The 13,767-nt window shown below is 69.5% G+C and carries 11 protein-coding genes; 6 read left to right on the forward strand and 5 right to left on the reverse strand.

Annotation, left to right across the window (positions count from 1 at the left end):
• The first annotated feature begins 89 nt into the window (after window positions 1-89).
• Genes DEI97_RS02260 through DEI97_RS02285 form a run of 6 tightly spaced genes read left to right on the forward strand, consistent with a single transcriptional unit; the run spans window position 90 to window position 7,575 of the window.
• The gene (locus tag DEI97_RS02260) at window positions 90-1,826 is read left to right on the forward strand and encodes an ABC transporter substrate-binding protein (RefSeq protein ID WP_258376766.1); all 1,737 of its coding nucleotides are present in this window, start codon (window positions 90-92) and stop codon (window positions 1,824-1,826) included.
• Entirely contained in the window at window positions 1,823-2,803 is a 981-nt protein-coding gene (locus DEI97_RS02265) for an ABC transporter permease (RefSeq protein WP_111075855.1), read from the forward strand. The genes DEI97_RS02260 and DEI97_RS02265 overlap by 4 nt, the downstream gene beginning before the upstream one ends.
• Window positions 2,800-3,732: an ABC transporter permease gene (locus DEI97_RS02270; RefSeq protein ID WP_111075856.1), complete on the forward strand. Its 933-nt coding sequence runs from the start codon at window positions 2,800-2,802 to the stop codon at window positions 3,730-3,732. The genes DEI97_RS02265 and DEI97_RS02270 overlap by 4 nt, the downstream gene beginning before the upstream one ends.
• On the forward strand, window positions 3,729-5,519 hold the full coding sequence (locus tag DEI97_RS02275; protein ID WP_111075857.1) for an ABC transporter ATP-binding protein: 1,791 nt from the start codon (window positions 3,729-3,731) through the stop codon (window positions 5,517-5,519). The genes DEI97_RS02270 and DEI97_RS02275 overlap by 4 nt, the downstream gene beginning before the upstream one ends.
• Window positions 5,516-6,385, forward strand: coding sequence for an alpha/beta fold hydrolase (locus DEI97_RS02280; RefSeq protein WP_111075858.1), 870 nt, complete (start codon window positions 5,516-5,518; stop codon window positions 6,383-6,385). The genes DEI97_RS02275 and DEI97_RS02280 overlap by 4 nt, the downstream gene beginning before the upstream one ends.
• A 20-nt stretch (window positions 6,386-6,405) precedes the next feature.
• A complete protein-coding gene (locus DEI97_RS02285) occupies window positions 6,406-7,575 on the forward strand; it encodes a glycoside hydrolase family 1 protein (protein ID WP_220039237.1) in 1,170 nt (389 codons plus the stop codon).
• Window positions 7,576-7,624: 49 nt separating this feature from the next.
• On the opposite strand, the gene DEI97_RS02290 is transcribed toward DEI97_RS02285, so the two are convergent.
• From DEI97_RS02290 to DEI97_RS02310, 5 genes are all read right to left on the reverse strand, one after another.
• Window positions 7,625-8,599, reverse strand: a complete 975-nt coding sequence (locus tag DEI97_RS02290) for an ankyrin repeat domain-containing protein (protein ID WP_111075859.1) — start codon at window positions 8,597-8,599, stop codon at window positions 7,625-7,627.
• A gap of 114 nt (window positions 8,600-8,713) precedes the next feature.
• Entirely contained in the window at window positions 8,714-10,192 is a 1,479-nt protein-coding gene (locus DEI97_RS02295; RefSeq protein ID WP_111075860.1) for a tyrosine-protein kinase domain-containing protein, read from the reverse strand.
• A 72-nt stretch (window positions 10,193-10,264) separates the two neighbouring features.
• The gene (locus tag DEI97_RS02300; RefSeq protein WP_111075861.1) at window positions 10,265-11,530 is read right to left on the reverse strand and encodes an oligosaccharide flippase family protein; all 1,266 of its coding nucleotides are present in this window, start codon (window positions 11,528-11,530) and stop codon (window positions 10,265-10,267) included.
• Complete coding sequence (locus DEI97_RS02305) at window positions 11,530-12,849, reverse strand: hypothetical protein (RefSeq protein WP_111075862.1); 1,320 nt, start codon at window positions 12,847-12,849, stop codon at window positions 11,530-11,532. Before DEI97_RS02305 ends, DEI97_RS02300 begins: the two co-directional genes overlap by 1 nt.
• Window positions 12,846-13,688: a CgeB family protein gene (locus DEI97_RS02310; RefSeq protein ID WP_146248219.1), complete on the reverse strand. Its 843-nt coding sequence runs from the start codon at window positions 13,686-13,688 to the stop codon at window positions 12,846-12,848. The genes DEI97_RS02305 and DEI97_RS02310 overlap by 4 nt, the downstream gene beginning before the upstream one ends.
• Window positions 13,689-13,767: the final 79 nt, after the last annotated feature.

Genomic DNA, 13,767 nt, shown 5'->3' on the forward strand with positions numbered 1-13,767 from the left:
ACCACGCGCCGGAACCGATGACTTGCGCCCGGCGATGTAAGCGCATACATTGCTCCTCGTACCCACTCGACACGGAGGTCGACCGAGCAATGACGCTTCCCCCACAGCGCACCCCGCGGCGCACTCCGCGGCGCACCCCGCGGCACGCCCGGCGCACGCGCCTCGCCGTTGCCCTCGCCGGCATCGCGGTCGTGGCCCTCGCGGCGTCCGGCTGCAGCATCCAGGTCCGGTCCCAACCGGACCCGAGCATCGGCAAGGACACGATGCTCATCAACGCGGACCACGGCAACCCGCTGTTCGACCGCAACTTCAACCCGTACATCACGAACGCCCGCACGGCCTCGAAGTGGATGTACGAGCCCCTCATCGAGGTGAACCCCCTCGACGGCAAGCGGAACCCGTGGCTCGCCAGCTCCTGGGCGCAGCCGGACGCCAAGACGATCGACATGACGATCCGCAGCGGCGTCGAGTGGTCGAACGGTGACCCGTTCACGGCGAAGGACGTCGTCTTCACGTTCGACCTACTGAAGAAGTTCCCCGCGATGGACGTCAAGGGCGCCTGGCAGCACATCGACACCATCGAGCAGCAGGGCGACCACGTCGTCTTCCACCTGAAGTCCGACGACGTCCCGAGCCTGACGATCATCGGCCAGACCTACATCCTCGGCGAGCAGCACTGGGGGAAGGTCAAGGACCCGACGACGTGGCGGGACCCGAACCCGGTCGGCACCGGCCCGTTCGTCCTCGGCAACTACACCGACCAGCAGTACTCGATGGACAAGAACCGTCGGTACTGGCAGGCGGACAAGATCGCGATCAAGCACCTCATCCTGCCGGCGACGAACACGCAGCTCGACACCGTCACGCGCGGCTACGACTGGTCGTACTCGTTCATCTCCGACGTCAAGGGCACCTGGGGCGCCGCGTCCCGCACCAACACGTGGTGGTTCCCGCCGGGGGGTGTGATCGGCCTCATCCCGAACCTGACGAAGGCGCCGTACGACGACGTCAACGTCCGCCGGGGCATCTCGCTCGCGCTCGACCGCGACGACATCGCCGAGACCGCCACCGAGGGCAACCTCAGCGCCGCGGCCCAGACCGGCCTGATCCTGCCGAACCAGGAGCGGTACGCCAACCCGGACATCCCCGACAAGGGCATGGTGAAGCAGGACGTCGACGCCGCGAAGGCGTCGTTCGCGAAGTCCGGGTGGGTCGAGCAGGGCGGCAAGATCGTCAAGGACGGCAAGCAGCTCGCCATCACGATCACCACGGCGAACGGGTACGCGGACTGGCTCCGAGCCGCGCAGGAGGTCCGCCGCGACCTCACCGCCATCGGCGTCTCCGTCACCATCAAGGCCCCGCAGCCGGCCGGGTACCAGCAGGCGATCAACAACGGCGACTTCGACATGGCGATGGGCGGCATGGGCAACGGCGACGTGTACCAGGCGTTCAACTCGCTGATGTCGACCGAGTTCTACCAGCCCGTCGGCAAGCCCACCGTGAACAACTACGAGCGGTACCGGGACCCGGCCACCCAGCGCCTGCTCGACGAGTACAAGGCGACGACCGACACCGCCCGCCAGCAGCAGATCCTCGACCAGCTGCAGACCATCGTGTACGACCAGCTGCCGGTGATCGGCATGTACCACGGCGGACTCTGGGGCCTGTTCAACACCGGCAAGTTCGTCGGGTGGCCGAGCGCGGAGGACCCCTACATGGCCCCGCAGAACTACGACTCGGCGCCGCTGCTGATCTTCACGAAGCTGCGACTGCGTGACAGCGCCGCCGGCCGGGAGATCCTGAAGGAACAGGACGACGCCAAGTGAAGTACATCCTGCAGAAACTCGTCCTCTTCGTCCTGACCCTCTGGGCCGCGGTCACGCTGAACTTCGTGCTCCCGCGCCTCATGCCGGGCAGCCCGAGCGACGCGGCCCTGGCGAAGCTCAGCCAGAACGGCCCCGTCACCGACGCCACCCGCAAGGCCATCGAGGCGCAGCTCGGCGTCCCGACCGGCAACCTGTGGGACCAGTACGTCAGCTACCTGCACCAGGTCATCACGCTCGACTTCGGGACGAGCTACACGTTCTACCCGCAGCCGGTCGGCGACCTCGTCGGCAAGGCCCTGCCGTACACGCTGATCCTGGTCGGCGTCGTGACGATCCTGGCGTTCGTCCTCGGCACCCTGATCGGTGTCGGCGCCGCCTGGAAGCGCGGCACCTGGCTCGACTCGCTCCCCACCCTGTCCGGCTCGTTCATGTCGACGTTCCCGTACTTCTGGACGGCGCTGCTCCTGCTGTTCTTCCTCGGCTACGTCCTGCACTGGTTCCCGACCACCGGCGCGTACTCGGCGACGACCACCCCGGGCCTCTCCGGAGCCTTCGTGGGTGATGCCCTGCAACACGCGGTCCTGCCGGCGGTCACGATCCTGGTGACGAGCCTCGGTGGCTGGATCATCGGCATGCGCAACGCGATGATCAACACCCTCGGTGACGACTACGTCACCTTCGCCGAGGCGAACGGCCTCCGCGGTCGCACCGTCGCGATCCGGTACGCCGCCCGCAACGCGATCCTGCCGAACCTCACCGGCTTCGGCCTCGCCCTCGGCGGGGTGGTCGGCGGCTCGGTGCTCGTCGAGCAGGTGTTCGGCTACCCGGGCATCGGCTACCTGCTGTTCAACGCCGTCATCGGGCAGGACTACCCGCTCATGCAGGCACTCTTCCTGATGATCACCGTGTCGGTGCTCATCGCCAACTTCATCGTGGACGTGCTGTACGGCGTCCTGGACCCGAGGACGCGCCGATGACCACGATCGCAGTACGCACGCAAGAACCCGAACAGCAGGCCCCGTCCAAGCTCCGGTCCGCCGCCCGCCAGTTCGGCGTCGTCTGGTCGAACACCAAGGCCCGGATCGGCATCGTCATCCTGGCCGTGTTCGTCCTCGTCGCGATCCTGGCACCGCTCCTCGCCCCGTACGGCGCCAGCCAGAACGGTTTCGCCCGGTCCGCCGACGCGACGCCCGACCACTGGATGGGCACCACCGCCGCCGGCGAGGACGTCCTGTCCCAGCTCATCTACGGCGCCCGCATCTCGGTGATGGTCGGCGCGGTCGCGGGCATCCTGTCCACGCTCGTCGCCGTCGCGATCGGCCTCAGCTGGGGCTACGTCCGTGGGTGGATCGCCGAGGTCATCGGCTTCGTCGTGAACCTGTTCCTGGTGATCCCGGGCCTGCCGCTCATGATCGTCATCGCGGCCTACCTGCAGAACGGCGGGATCGCGGTCATCATCGCGGTGATCGTCGTCACCGGCTGGGCCTGGGGCGCGCGCGTCCTGCGCAGCCAGACGCAGTCCCTCCGCGGTCGTGACTTCGTCACCGCCGCCCAGTTCTCCGGCGAGGGCGCGACCCGCATCGTGTTCCGCGAGATCCTGCCGAACATGACGAGCCTCATCGTCGGCAGCTTCTTCGGTGCCGCGACGAGCGCGATCCTGGCGGAGGCCGGCCTCGAGTTCCTGGGCCTCGGCGACTCCTCGATCGTCAGCTGGGGCACGATCCTCTACTGGGCGCAGAACTCCAACGCGCTGCTCACCGGCCAGTGGATCCTGCTGTTCGCACCGGGTCTCTGCATCGCCCTCCTGGCGATGAGCCTGACCCTCATCAACTTCGGCGTCGACGCCGTGTCCAACCCGCGGCTGCGCGAGGGCGCGCGCCCGAAGCGCAAGGAGGCGACCGCATGAGCGGCTCACGTTCCGCACCCCAGGACGGACTGGAGGCGCGCACCGGCGCCGCCACGGTCCTCCCGTCCGACGGTCCCACCGGATCCGCCACCGACGTCCTGCTCGACGTCCGCGACCTGTCGGTCGTCTACGAGTCGTCCGGGCAGACCGCCGTCCAGGCGGTCGACCACGTGTCGTTCTCGCTGCGGAAGGGCGAGTTCGTCGGCCTGGTCGGCGAGTCCGGGTCCGGCAAGTCGACGCTCGGCTACGCGCTGACACGGCTGCAGAAGCCGCCCGCGCGGACCAACGGCGGCAGCATCGTGTTCAACGGCCACGACATCCGCGACCTCGGCGACGAGGAGCTCCGGCAGCAGCGCCAGGGCGGCTTCGCGATGGTGCTGCAGTCCGGCATGAACGCGCTGAACCCCGTGCGGACGATCCGCAACCACTTCATCGACGTCTTCAGGGCCCACGGCCACGTGCCGCGCGAGCGGTGGGACAGCCGGATGCGGGAGCTCGTCGGCAAGGTGAAGCTGCCCGACTCGATGCTGGCGCGGTTCCCCGGCGAGCTGTCCGGCGGCATGCGGCAGCGCGTGTCGATCGCCCTGGCGCTGTCCCTCGAGCCGCAGCTCATGGTGTTCGACGAGCCGACCACGGCGCTCGACGTCCTGGTGCAGCACGCGGTGATGGACACGATCATCGAGCTGCAGCGTGCCGAGGGCTTCACGGCCGTGCTCATCAGCCACGACCTCGGCATCGTCCTCGAGGCGACCGAGCGTGTCCTCGTGATGCACGAGGGCCGGATCGTCGAGGACGGCGGATCGCGCGAGATCCTGCGCGACCCGCAGGACGAGTACACGCAGATGCTGCTCTCGCACTACGCCGACCCGCGCGCCGCGGTCGTGAGCCTGCCGGGCTTCCCGGACCGCTCGCTCCGAGCCGAGGCCGGTGAGAAGCGACAGCAGGCGACGTCGTCGTTCAGCACGGTCGGGTCACGGGAGCGCAGTGCCGCCCGGAACCCGATCGTCGTCGACCACCTCGTCAAGACGTACCCGGCGCCCCGTCGTGGCGAGCAGCCGGTGCAGGCGGTGCGCGACGTGTCGTTCACCCTCGAGCCGGGGCAGTCCCTGGCCCTCGTCGGTCAGTCGGGCTCCGGCAAGTCGACCATCGCGAAGGTGCTCACCGGCGTCGAGAAGCCGACGGCCGGCACCGTCCGGTTCGGTGACCTCGACGTCGCGAAGCTCGGGCGGCGGGGCATGCGGGACCTGCGCTCCGAGGTGCAGATGGTCTTCCAGGACCCGTACTCGGCGCTCAACCCACTGCACACGGTGGAGTACACGCTGACCCGTCCGGTCGTGAACTACACCGGGCTCCGCGGTCGCGATGCCCGACGCCGTGTGCTCGAGCTCCTCGAGACGGTGGGCCTGACGCCCGTCGAGCAGTTCGCGCAGAAGCTCCCGCACCAGCTCTCCGGTGGGCAGCGGCAGCGCGTCGTGATCGCCCGGGCGCTCGCGAGCGACCCGCAGGTGATCATCGCCGACGAGCCGGTCTCGATGCTCGACGTGACGCTCCGTGCCGGGGTGCTCGCGCTCCTCGAGGACCTGCGCGAGCAGTGGGGCGTCTCGCTCCTCTACATCACGCACGACCTGCTCAGCGCCCGACTGATCACCGACGACATCATGGTGCTGCACGACGGCGCGGTCGTCGAGCGGGGACGGACGGCCGACGTGCTGCAGCACCCGCAGGACGACTACACGGTGGCGCTCCTCGACGCCGTGCCGAACCCGCGGCGCAGACTGACGGCATGAACCTGCACGCGTTCCCCACCGTCCCGCCGTTCGGCCACCTGCCCACACCCGACGGCGTCGACGTCGTCGGCATCGACCTGCCCGTCGGCCGGCTCACCGCCTACCGCGTCGTCCCGACGGGGGAGTCGAAGGGCACGGTCCTCGTCGTCCCCGGGTACACCGGCTCGAAGGAGGACTGGCGCACGTTCATGCCGCTCCTCCGCGACGTCGGCTGGACCGCGGTGGCGATCAGCCGCCGCGGCCAGGCCGACTCGGCAGCGCCGACCTCGCCGTCGGACTTCGCGCTCGACGAGGAAGCCGCCGACGTGGTCCGGGTCGCCCGACTGCTCGACGACGGCGCGCCCGTGCACCTCATCGGGCACTCGCTCGGCGGGGTGATCGTCCGTGCCGCCGCGATCCAGGACCCGAGCGCCTTCCGCGACGTCGTGCAGTTCTGCTCCGGGCCGTACGGCTGGCCCTACCGCAAGGTCGCCGAGCTGACGATCCTGCACGACACCGGCGGCAACCTCCGCCAGCTCTTCGACTCGACGAACCCGCTCTGGGCCTACCGTCCGGACGAGGAGCTGCCCGACGACGTCCGGATGGTCCGCGACCGCTTCGACGCCACGAGCCCCCTGAGCGTCGTCGCCGGCGGGCACATCCTCGAGGACCACACCGACAGCTCCGCCGAACTCCGCGCCACCGGGCTCCCCGTCCTCGTCACGCACGGGGAGTGGGACACCGCCTGGCCGATCCCGTGGCAGCGGACCATGGCCGAGGACACCGGCGCCGAGTACGTCGTCATCCCGGAGAGCTGGCACGGCCCCCAGGTCGAGAACCCCACCGGAACCGTCGAGGTCTTCGACACGTTCCTCAGCAAGCACTGAAAGGCACCATCATCACTTCGCTGCACTTCCCCGACGGCTTCCTCTGGGGCGCCGCCACGGCCGCCCACCAGATCGAGGGCAACAACGTCAACAGCAACTGGTGGGTCCACGAGCACGAGCCGGACACCACGATCGTCGAACCTTCCGGCGACGCGGCCGACAGCTACCACCGGTACCGCGAGGACATCCGGATCGCCGCCGACCTCGGGCTGAACTCCTACCGGTTCAGCATCGAGTGGTCCCGCATCGAGCCCGAGCGCGGGTCCGTCAGCCGCGCTGAGGTCGACCACTACCGCCGCATGGTCGAGGCCTGCCACGAGTTCGGCATCGAACCGATCGTCACCCTCATGCACTTCACCGTGCCGCGCTGGTTCGAACGCGACGGCTTCTGGCGGGCACCCGACGCCGCCGACCTGTTCGCCCGCTACACCGAGGCCGCGCTCCCCGTCGTGCAGGACGGCGTCCGGTACGTGTGCACGATCAACGAGCCGAACATCGCGGCGATGCTCGCCGGTGGTGAGGACGCCGCGAACCTCGTCGCCTACGGTCTGCCGAACCCGGACCTCGGCGTCGCCGACGCGCTGCTGGCCAGCCACAAGCGGTCGCGCGAGGTCCTGGGACAGGTGTCGGGCCTCCAGACCGGGTGGACCATCGCGACCCAGGCGTTCAAGCCGACCGACCAGCCCGGGTCCACCGAGATGCTCCGCGAGTACGGGTACCCGCGCGACGACTGGTACCTGGAGCAGTCCGCCGGCGACGACTTCGTCGGCGTCCAGGCCTACACGCGCACGTTCATCGGCACCGACGGCCCGCTGCCCGTCGCGGACGACGTCGAGACGACGCTGACCGGCTGGGAGTTCTACCCGGAGGCCGCCGCCGACGGCATCCGCAGCGCGTGGGAGCTGTCCGGCCACGTGCCGGTCATGGTCACCGAGAACGGCATCGCCACCGCCGACGACACCCGCCGGATCGCCTACACGCAGGGCGCGCTCGAGGGCATCCACCGCTGCATCGAGGACGGCATCGACGTCCTCGGCTACCAGCACTGGTCACTCCTCGACAACTACGAGTGGGCCTCCGGCTTCCGGCCGACGTTCGGGCTCGTCGCCTGGGACCGCGAGACGTTCGAGCGCACACCGAAGCCGTCGGCACACTGGTACGGGCAGGTCGCGCGGGCGAACGCGCTCTGAGTCGCGGCGGGGGCCGGCCGGGAGGCGCGCCCCACCACCGACACCCCGGTCACGTCGTCGACGTGGCCGGGGTGTCGTGTTCCGGTGACTCGTCGTGTTCCGGTGACTCGTCGGGATCCCGTGCCTCGTCGGGATCCCGTGCCTCGTCGGGACCTCGTGTCTCGTCCTGGCCCGGTCCTCGTCGCCGCCGCGGCACGTCCGGGGCTGCATGCGCAGTCAGGAGGGCCGCGACACGGGCGGATCCGCGCTCGCGAGCGAGGTCCAGCGCCGTCCGGCCCTCGGAGTCCGGCAGGTCCACCAGGGCACCGCGGGTCAGGAGCAACTCGGCGGTCGCCGGCCGGTCGAACCACGCGGCGGCGTGCAGCGGTGCGAAGCCCCAGCGGGTGTCGACCTCGTCCAGTCCGGCCGGCTCCCCGACGAAGCCGTCGAGTGCCATCGCCAGGCCGCCGACGTCCCCGTGTGCGGCGGCCCGCACCGCGGCGGAGGCCCACTCGGCCCAGCCGTCCGCCAGCGGGCCGTGCCAGCCGTGAGCGGACCGCTCCTCCAGGTCGGTCCAGGTGGTCTCGTCGACACTGTGGACCTCGACGGCGACGTCCTGGAAGACGATCGCGAGCTCGCCGGTGGGGGAGACCAGCAGGCGGAGTTCCCAGCCGTCCGGCCCGACGTGCGCGAGTTCGCCGCGGAGGACGTGCACGTCACCGGCGAGCAGATCGAGCGGCCCGGCGTCCGACGGGTCGAGTGTCACGCCACGGAAGCGCAGCGTGACGCGGGCGTGGTTCCACCGCCGCCAGAGCCCCTCCGGGGTGTCGAGCACCTCGTCGTTCCGGACGACGACCACGACGCTGAGGGTCTGGTCGTCCGCCTCCCACGACTCGAAGCGGGCCTCGTCCCACTGCACGGAGGCGAGTGCCGCGACCGTCGGTGGGGCGTCGAGGACGAGTCGACCGAGGTGTTCGCGGTGGCCGTCGACGTCCTCGAGGGACACGTACCCGACGCTCGGCCAGTTCACGTGACTCCAGCGCATGAGCTGACGATACCGGGCAGGACGACGCTGCGAGCCCGCGTCCACCGGTGGTCAGCACGGTGTTCCGGTCGCACGGGTGCGTGGTCGATGCCGACGACGGACCAGACGTTCCCGTCAGGACCCGTTCCGCGCAGAGGCGTCGGCCCGTCGTCCCTGTTCGAGGATCGCCCTCCGCCGCATGGCCTTGGCCTCGCGGCGGGACCGCTTCGATCGGCGGCCGTCGCCGTCGGCTCCGTAGCCGTAGTGCTGCCCGTAACCGTACCCGTACGGAGCCGGCCCCTTGTGCTGCGCCATGGTCAGGACCGTGCCGAGCACGCGCGCGCCGAGGCTCTCGAGGTCGGCGATGGCACGTGCGAGCTGCGGTTGACGCGTCCGGCCCTGAGCGCTGACGACGATGGCTCCGCCGGTCAGCTTGCTGAGGACCGCTGCGTCGGTCACGGGGAGCAGTGGTGGTGTGTCGAAGAGGACGTAGTCGTAGCTCTGTTCGAGGTCGGCGACGAGCGCGCGCATGGCTTCGGAACCCAACATCTCACTCGGGTTCGGAGGCACCTGCCCGGCCGGGATGAACACGAGGCTGCCCTCACCCCAGGGCTGCGCGACATCGCCGATCTCGGCCTGGCCGATGAGGAGATCCGCGAGCCCGACGGCACCCTCGACGCCCATGGTGGACGCGAGACGTGACCGGCGCAGGTCGGCATCCACGAGCGCGACGGATGCTCCGCTCTCAGCCAGAGCGATGGCGAGGTTCGCGACCGTGGTGGTCTTCCCCTCGTTCGGCATGGCGGATGTGAGAACCAGGCTCTTCCGGTGCCCGTCGAGCCCCACGAAGAGCAGGCTCGTCCGCAACGCACGGTAGGACTCGGCCAGCGGGCTCCGGGGATCGGCGTGCACGATGAGCGGGCGGAGTTCTGCTTCGCCGTCGAAACGGATCTCGCCCAGGACGGCGGCGGAGGTGACGGCCTCGATGTCGGTCTTGCCGCGGACCCGGGTGTCGACCGCCTGACGGGAGAGCGCGAGGGCGATGCCGCCGATGACGCCGCCGAACACGCCGAGTGCGATCGCCACCGACGGTTGCGGGGCGGATGGCGTGCCGGGTATGACCGCTGGCTGGATCGTCTCGACGCGGACGAGGCTCTGCCCACCGGCGATCGGCTTCTCCAGACCGTTCGTGATCAGGGACCGGAAGCTCGCACCGATGGCGTCGGCGATGCGTGCCGCCGCTCGAGGATCCGGGTCGACGACGCTGATGTCGATGAGCACCGAGTTCTGGGCCGCCGAAGCAGAGACACGCTGGGCGAGTTCGGATGCGGTCTCGTGCAGGTGCAGCTTCTCGATCACCGGGCCGAGTACGGCTTCGCTGCTCACGACCTGCGGGTACGACCGGGTCTTGGCCTGCGCGGCTGAGCTTCCCTGCCCCAACTCGGTTGCCGATCCGGCGCTGCTCTGTACGGCGATGTACAGGGTCGTCGACGCCGTGAACAGCGGGGTCGTCGAGGCGATGACCGCGATGGCGGCGCCGACGCCGATGGCGAGCATGGACACGACGCTGAGCCACCGGTTGGAGACGACGCGGAGGAGTTCTCTGAGCGACATGTCCCTGCTCTCTCGAAGAAGTACGGAATATCAGTGTACCAGTATTAATAGCAGAGACTATCCAAACGGCGGTCACGGTCGTCGCAGCAACCGGAGGTCGCCGGAACGGACTCCGAAGAAGTCGCGTGCCGGAACTGAGCCGGTGCGTTGGAGGAGCGCCAGGTTGAGCCCGCCGGAAACGACGTTGCCGAGCACGGTGGCGACCGCCGCGCCGAACGCGCCGAACGGCCCGACGAGTGCGAGCAGCGCTCCGATGTTGACGACGCAAGCGACCGCGAGTGACATGCTCTTGAACCCAGGACGTCCGCGCGCCGACAGGCCGACCCCCGCGATCGAACCGGGGTTCCCGATGACCACTCCGGCCAGCAGGATGAAGCAGACAGGGAGGCTCGACGTGAACTCCGCGCCGAACAGTGTGGGGACGACCCACGACGCGATCGATGCGACAGCGATCGCGCTCACGACCGTGGCGAGCGTGGAGATCCGGCCCGCGCGAGTCAACGACGCGCTGTCCGTACCGGCCGAATCGGACACGAACATGACCTCACGGATCGCGCTGTTCACGATCAACGGCATCTCGCTCAGACTGACGGCGACGACGTAGAGCCCGAGTTCCGTCGTGCCAGCGAGCGGTGCCATCAGCACCTGGTCGATCCGGGACAGGACGACTCCGGACAAGGTCCCGAGCCAGACGCGCCCCCCGTAGCTCAGGAGCGCGCGGTGGTCTACCGCAGGCGTCGGAGGGGCCGACCGGGCTCGCTGCACGAGGCCGGGGACGTAGACGATGGCTCCGACCACGGGCGTGATCGCGAGCACCGCGACGCAGGAGCCGACGGTGAGCTGGTCCATGCCCGCGAGGACCGAGATCGCCGCGAGCTTGGACCCGTTCACGATGAGGCGCTCGGTCGCCACGGTCCCCCATTGGTGCAGGCCCCCGGCCACGGCCGACAGCAGCGCTGTGCACATGCTCGGGACGATCGCCAGAGCTGAGCAGCACAGCAGGATGCGGAGTTCATGCGATCCCGCAGACAGGAGTCCGGCACTGGCGACGACCGTTCCTGACGCGAGCGCGCCGAACAGGCAGGTGTACACGGTCGCTGGTCGGAGGACGCGGTGCGCGAGTGCCGGGCTCTGAGCGACGAAGAAGGTGACGGCGATGGGAAGCCCGAAGGCGGCCAACGTCGTCGTGAGTAGCAGTGGTGCGACCGACGCTGCGACCGTACCTCGGCCGGACGCGCCGAGCGCGTGGGCCATGATCGGCATGGTGAGCAGGGCTGCGAGCGGCGCGATGCTGTTGCCGAGGGTGCCGATCACGACGCGCCGGACCGTCGCCGACATCACGGGACGGTGCTCCGAGACCTGCTCGGAGCGCTCGCAGCTCGATGCTGTCGCCGAACTCCGGGACGCTCCCCCTCTGGGTCCCTCCGCGCGAACGGGGGTGCACCCATCGCCACGGTCATCCAGAGCAACGTCCCGAGGCCGGTCACGAAGGCGACGGAACTGAACGTCATGACCGCGACCAGCGCGAGCGCCCCGGCGAGCCGCCCTCCTTCGACCGCCCTCGGTCGGACACCGGGAGCGAGGAGTGACCCGGTCAGGACGCCGAAGTAGCACCCACTCGCCAGGACACCCCAGCAGAGCCCGAGCATCAGTGCGGGGTTCTCGAAGCTGGTTCCGAGCCTGAGATGGACCGCGGTGGTGACGGCGTTCTCCGGTCCGCCGCCGAGCAGGACATACCGGGTGAGTTCCGGTAGTCCCTCAGTGAGCGCGATGCTCCGTGCTCTCGAGGAGCCGTCGTCGTCCCTGAGCTTCTCTGACAGTCCTGCCCCGAGCTCGGGCAGGGCCAGCAGGGTCGCGATCGTGAGGGCGAAGGAGAGCAGCGCGATCGTCGCTGCGGGGACGAACGGCACGCGTCGCGCGACGAGCATGGCAACGAGCGCCACGACGGAGAGCGCGAGAGCGGCTCGCGCCTGCGTCGCGAAGAGGGTGGCGATGAACAGCATCGCGCACGGCGCGATGATCGCAGCGCGACGGATGGATCGCAGGAGGGCGACCGCGACGAGCACCACCACTGCCAGCTCGAGGAAGCTGTCCGCGGTGCCGAGGGCCCTGCTCTGGTCGTTGATGTCGAACCAGTAGTAACGCGCCGCGTACTCTGCGGCGAACGGCTGCGGGAGTGCTCCCGACCAGATGAGGAGGGCGACGATGCACTCGACGACGACCACTGCCACGAAGATCTGCGCCAGCCTGGTGCCGGCACGTGGGGCATCGCTGATCGCTCGACGGACCAGAGCGAATCCCGCTGCCGAGGGTGCGAGCGAGTCGATCAGGAACTGCTGCTCACCCGAGGTCCCGGTCGCCGACGACGTGAGGACCACCGCAGTTCCGAGTGTCAGGATCGCGAGTGTGGTCGGCAGCGCGTCGAGAGCATCCTGCAGGTAGGTCCGTGTCCGCGTGGCGAACTGCGCGGAGGCGACGACACCGATGAAGACCGTGCCGAGGTTCAGGCTGCCGACTACGGGGATCCCGATGACTGGCGCTGCCACCTGTGGGATGAGGACGAGCACGGCGATGATCGCGCCCGCCGCGATCCAGAGGTGGCGAATCGTGAGCAGTGCCACGGTGATCATCACGACGAGGGCTCCGAGCCCGATCATGCGCGAGAGCCTTCGATGAGCGCTGTCCAGCCCGCGGCTGCAGCGTCGACCGCTGCCGCTGCAGCCGCTCGCAGGACGTCGTCAGGGAGCTCGACTGCGCTCTCGATCGCGGTCACCCACGCAGACACCCGCGCCGTCGTGTCCAGGTCCACGTCGATCAGGAGGTCGGGGAGGTCGGTGTAGAGGGCTTCGTGCGCTGATACACGAGGGCCGATGAAAGGGGTCCCGAGCTCGAGTGCCCGCACGGCGATGCCGCTCTGGAAGACTCTACGGTACGGCACGAGAACGACGGAGGCCGTCGCGACCAGCTCGTCGAACTCCTGCTCGGAGAGGAACCGGTCGGCCACGGTCCAGCCGGGGATGGACGGCCATCCTCGACCGTGGACCTCCAGGTCGAGCCGTTCGGACATGAGGACGCCGAGGGCCCGGAGGACCTCCATGTCGCGGTCCTCCTTCCAGGTGCCCAGGACGCGCACGATCGGTCGAGCGGGCGCGGGACGTGCGTCGTCGGTGTGCCCTCGGCGCTGCACGGGATGGAGGAGCATCGATGCGCGGTCCGCGAGGCCGTGTCGGTTCAGGGCAGAGAGGGCTTCGTGGCCATGAACGAGGAGGCGCGGCTTCGGTCCGACTCGACGAGCGACGACGCGGCCGACGGCACCGTGCCCGATCGACGGGACGAGGGGTTCGGGATCGTGGATGACGAGCACGGTGTCACCGGCGCGGTTGCGGAACAGGCGGAGGAGCGCGAGGTCGAAGTACCCGAGGACCGGCCAGGTGACGATCGTCAGGACACTGTGTTCGGTCCGCGCTCGACCGAGCACCCGGATGTACTCGCGCAACCACCGGTACCTGCTGCTTCCGGAAGAGCTCGGCTCCGTGATCTCGTACCGGACGACGCGAGCGCCGGCAGCAGTGACC

The organism is Curtobacterium sp. MCLR17_032 (genome assembly GCF_003234795.2).
In the GTDB taxonomy this organism is placed as follows: Bacteria; Actinomycetota; Actinomycetes; order Actinomycetales; family Microbacteriaceae; genus Curtobacterium.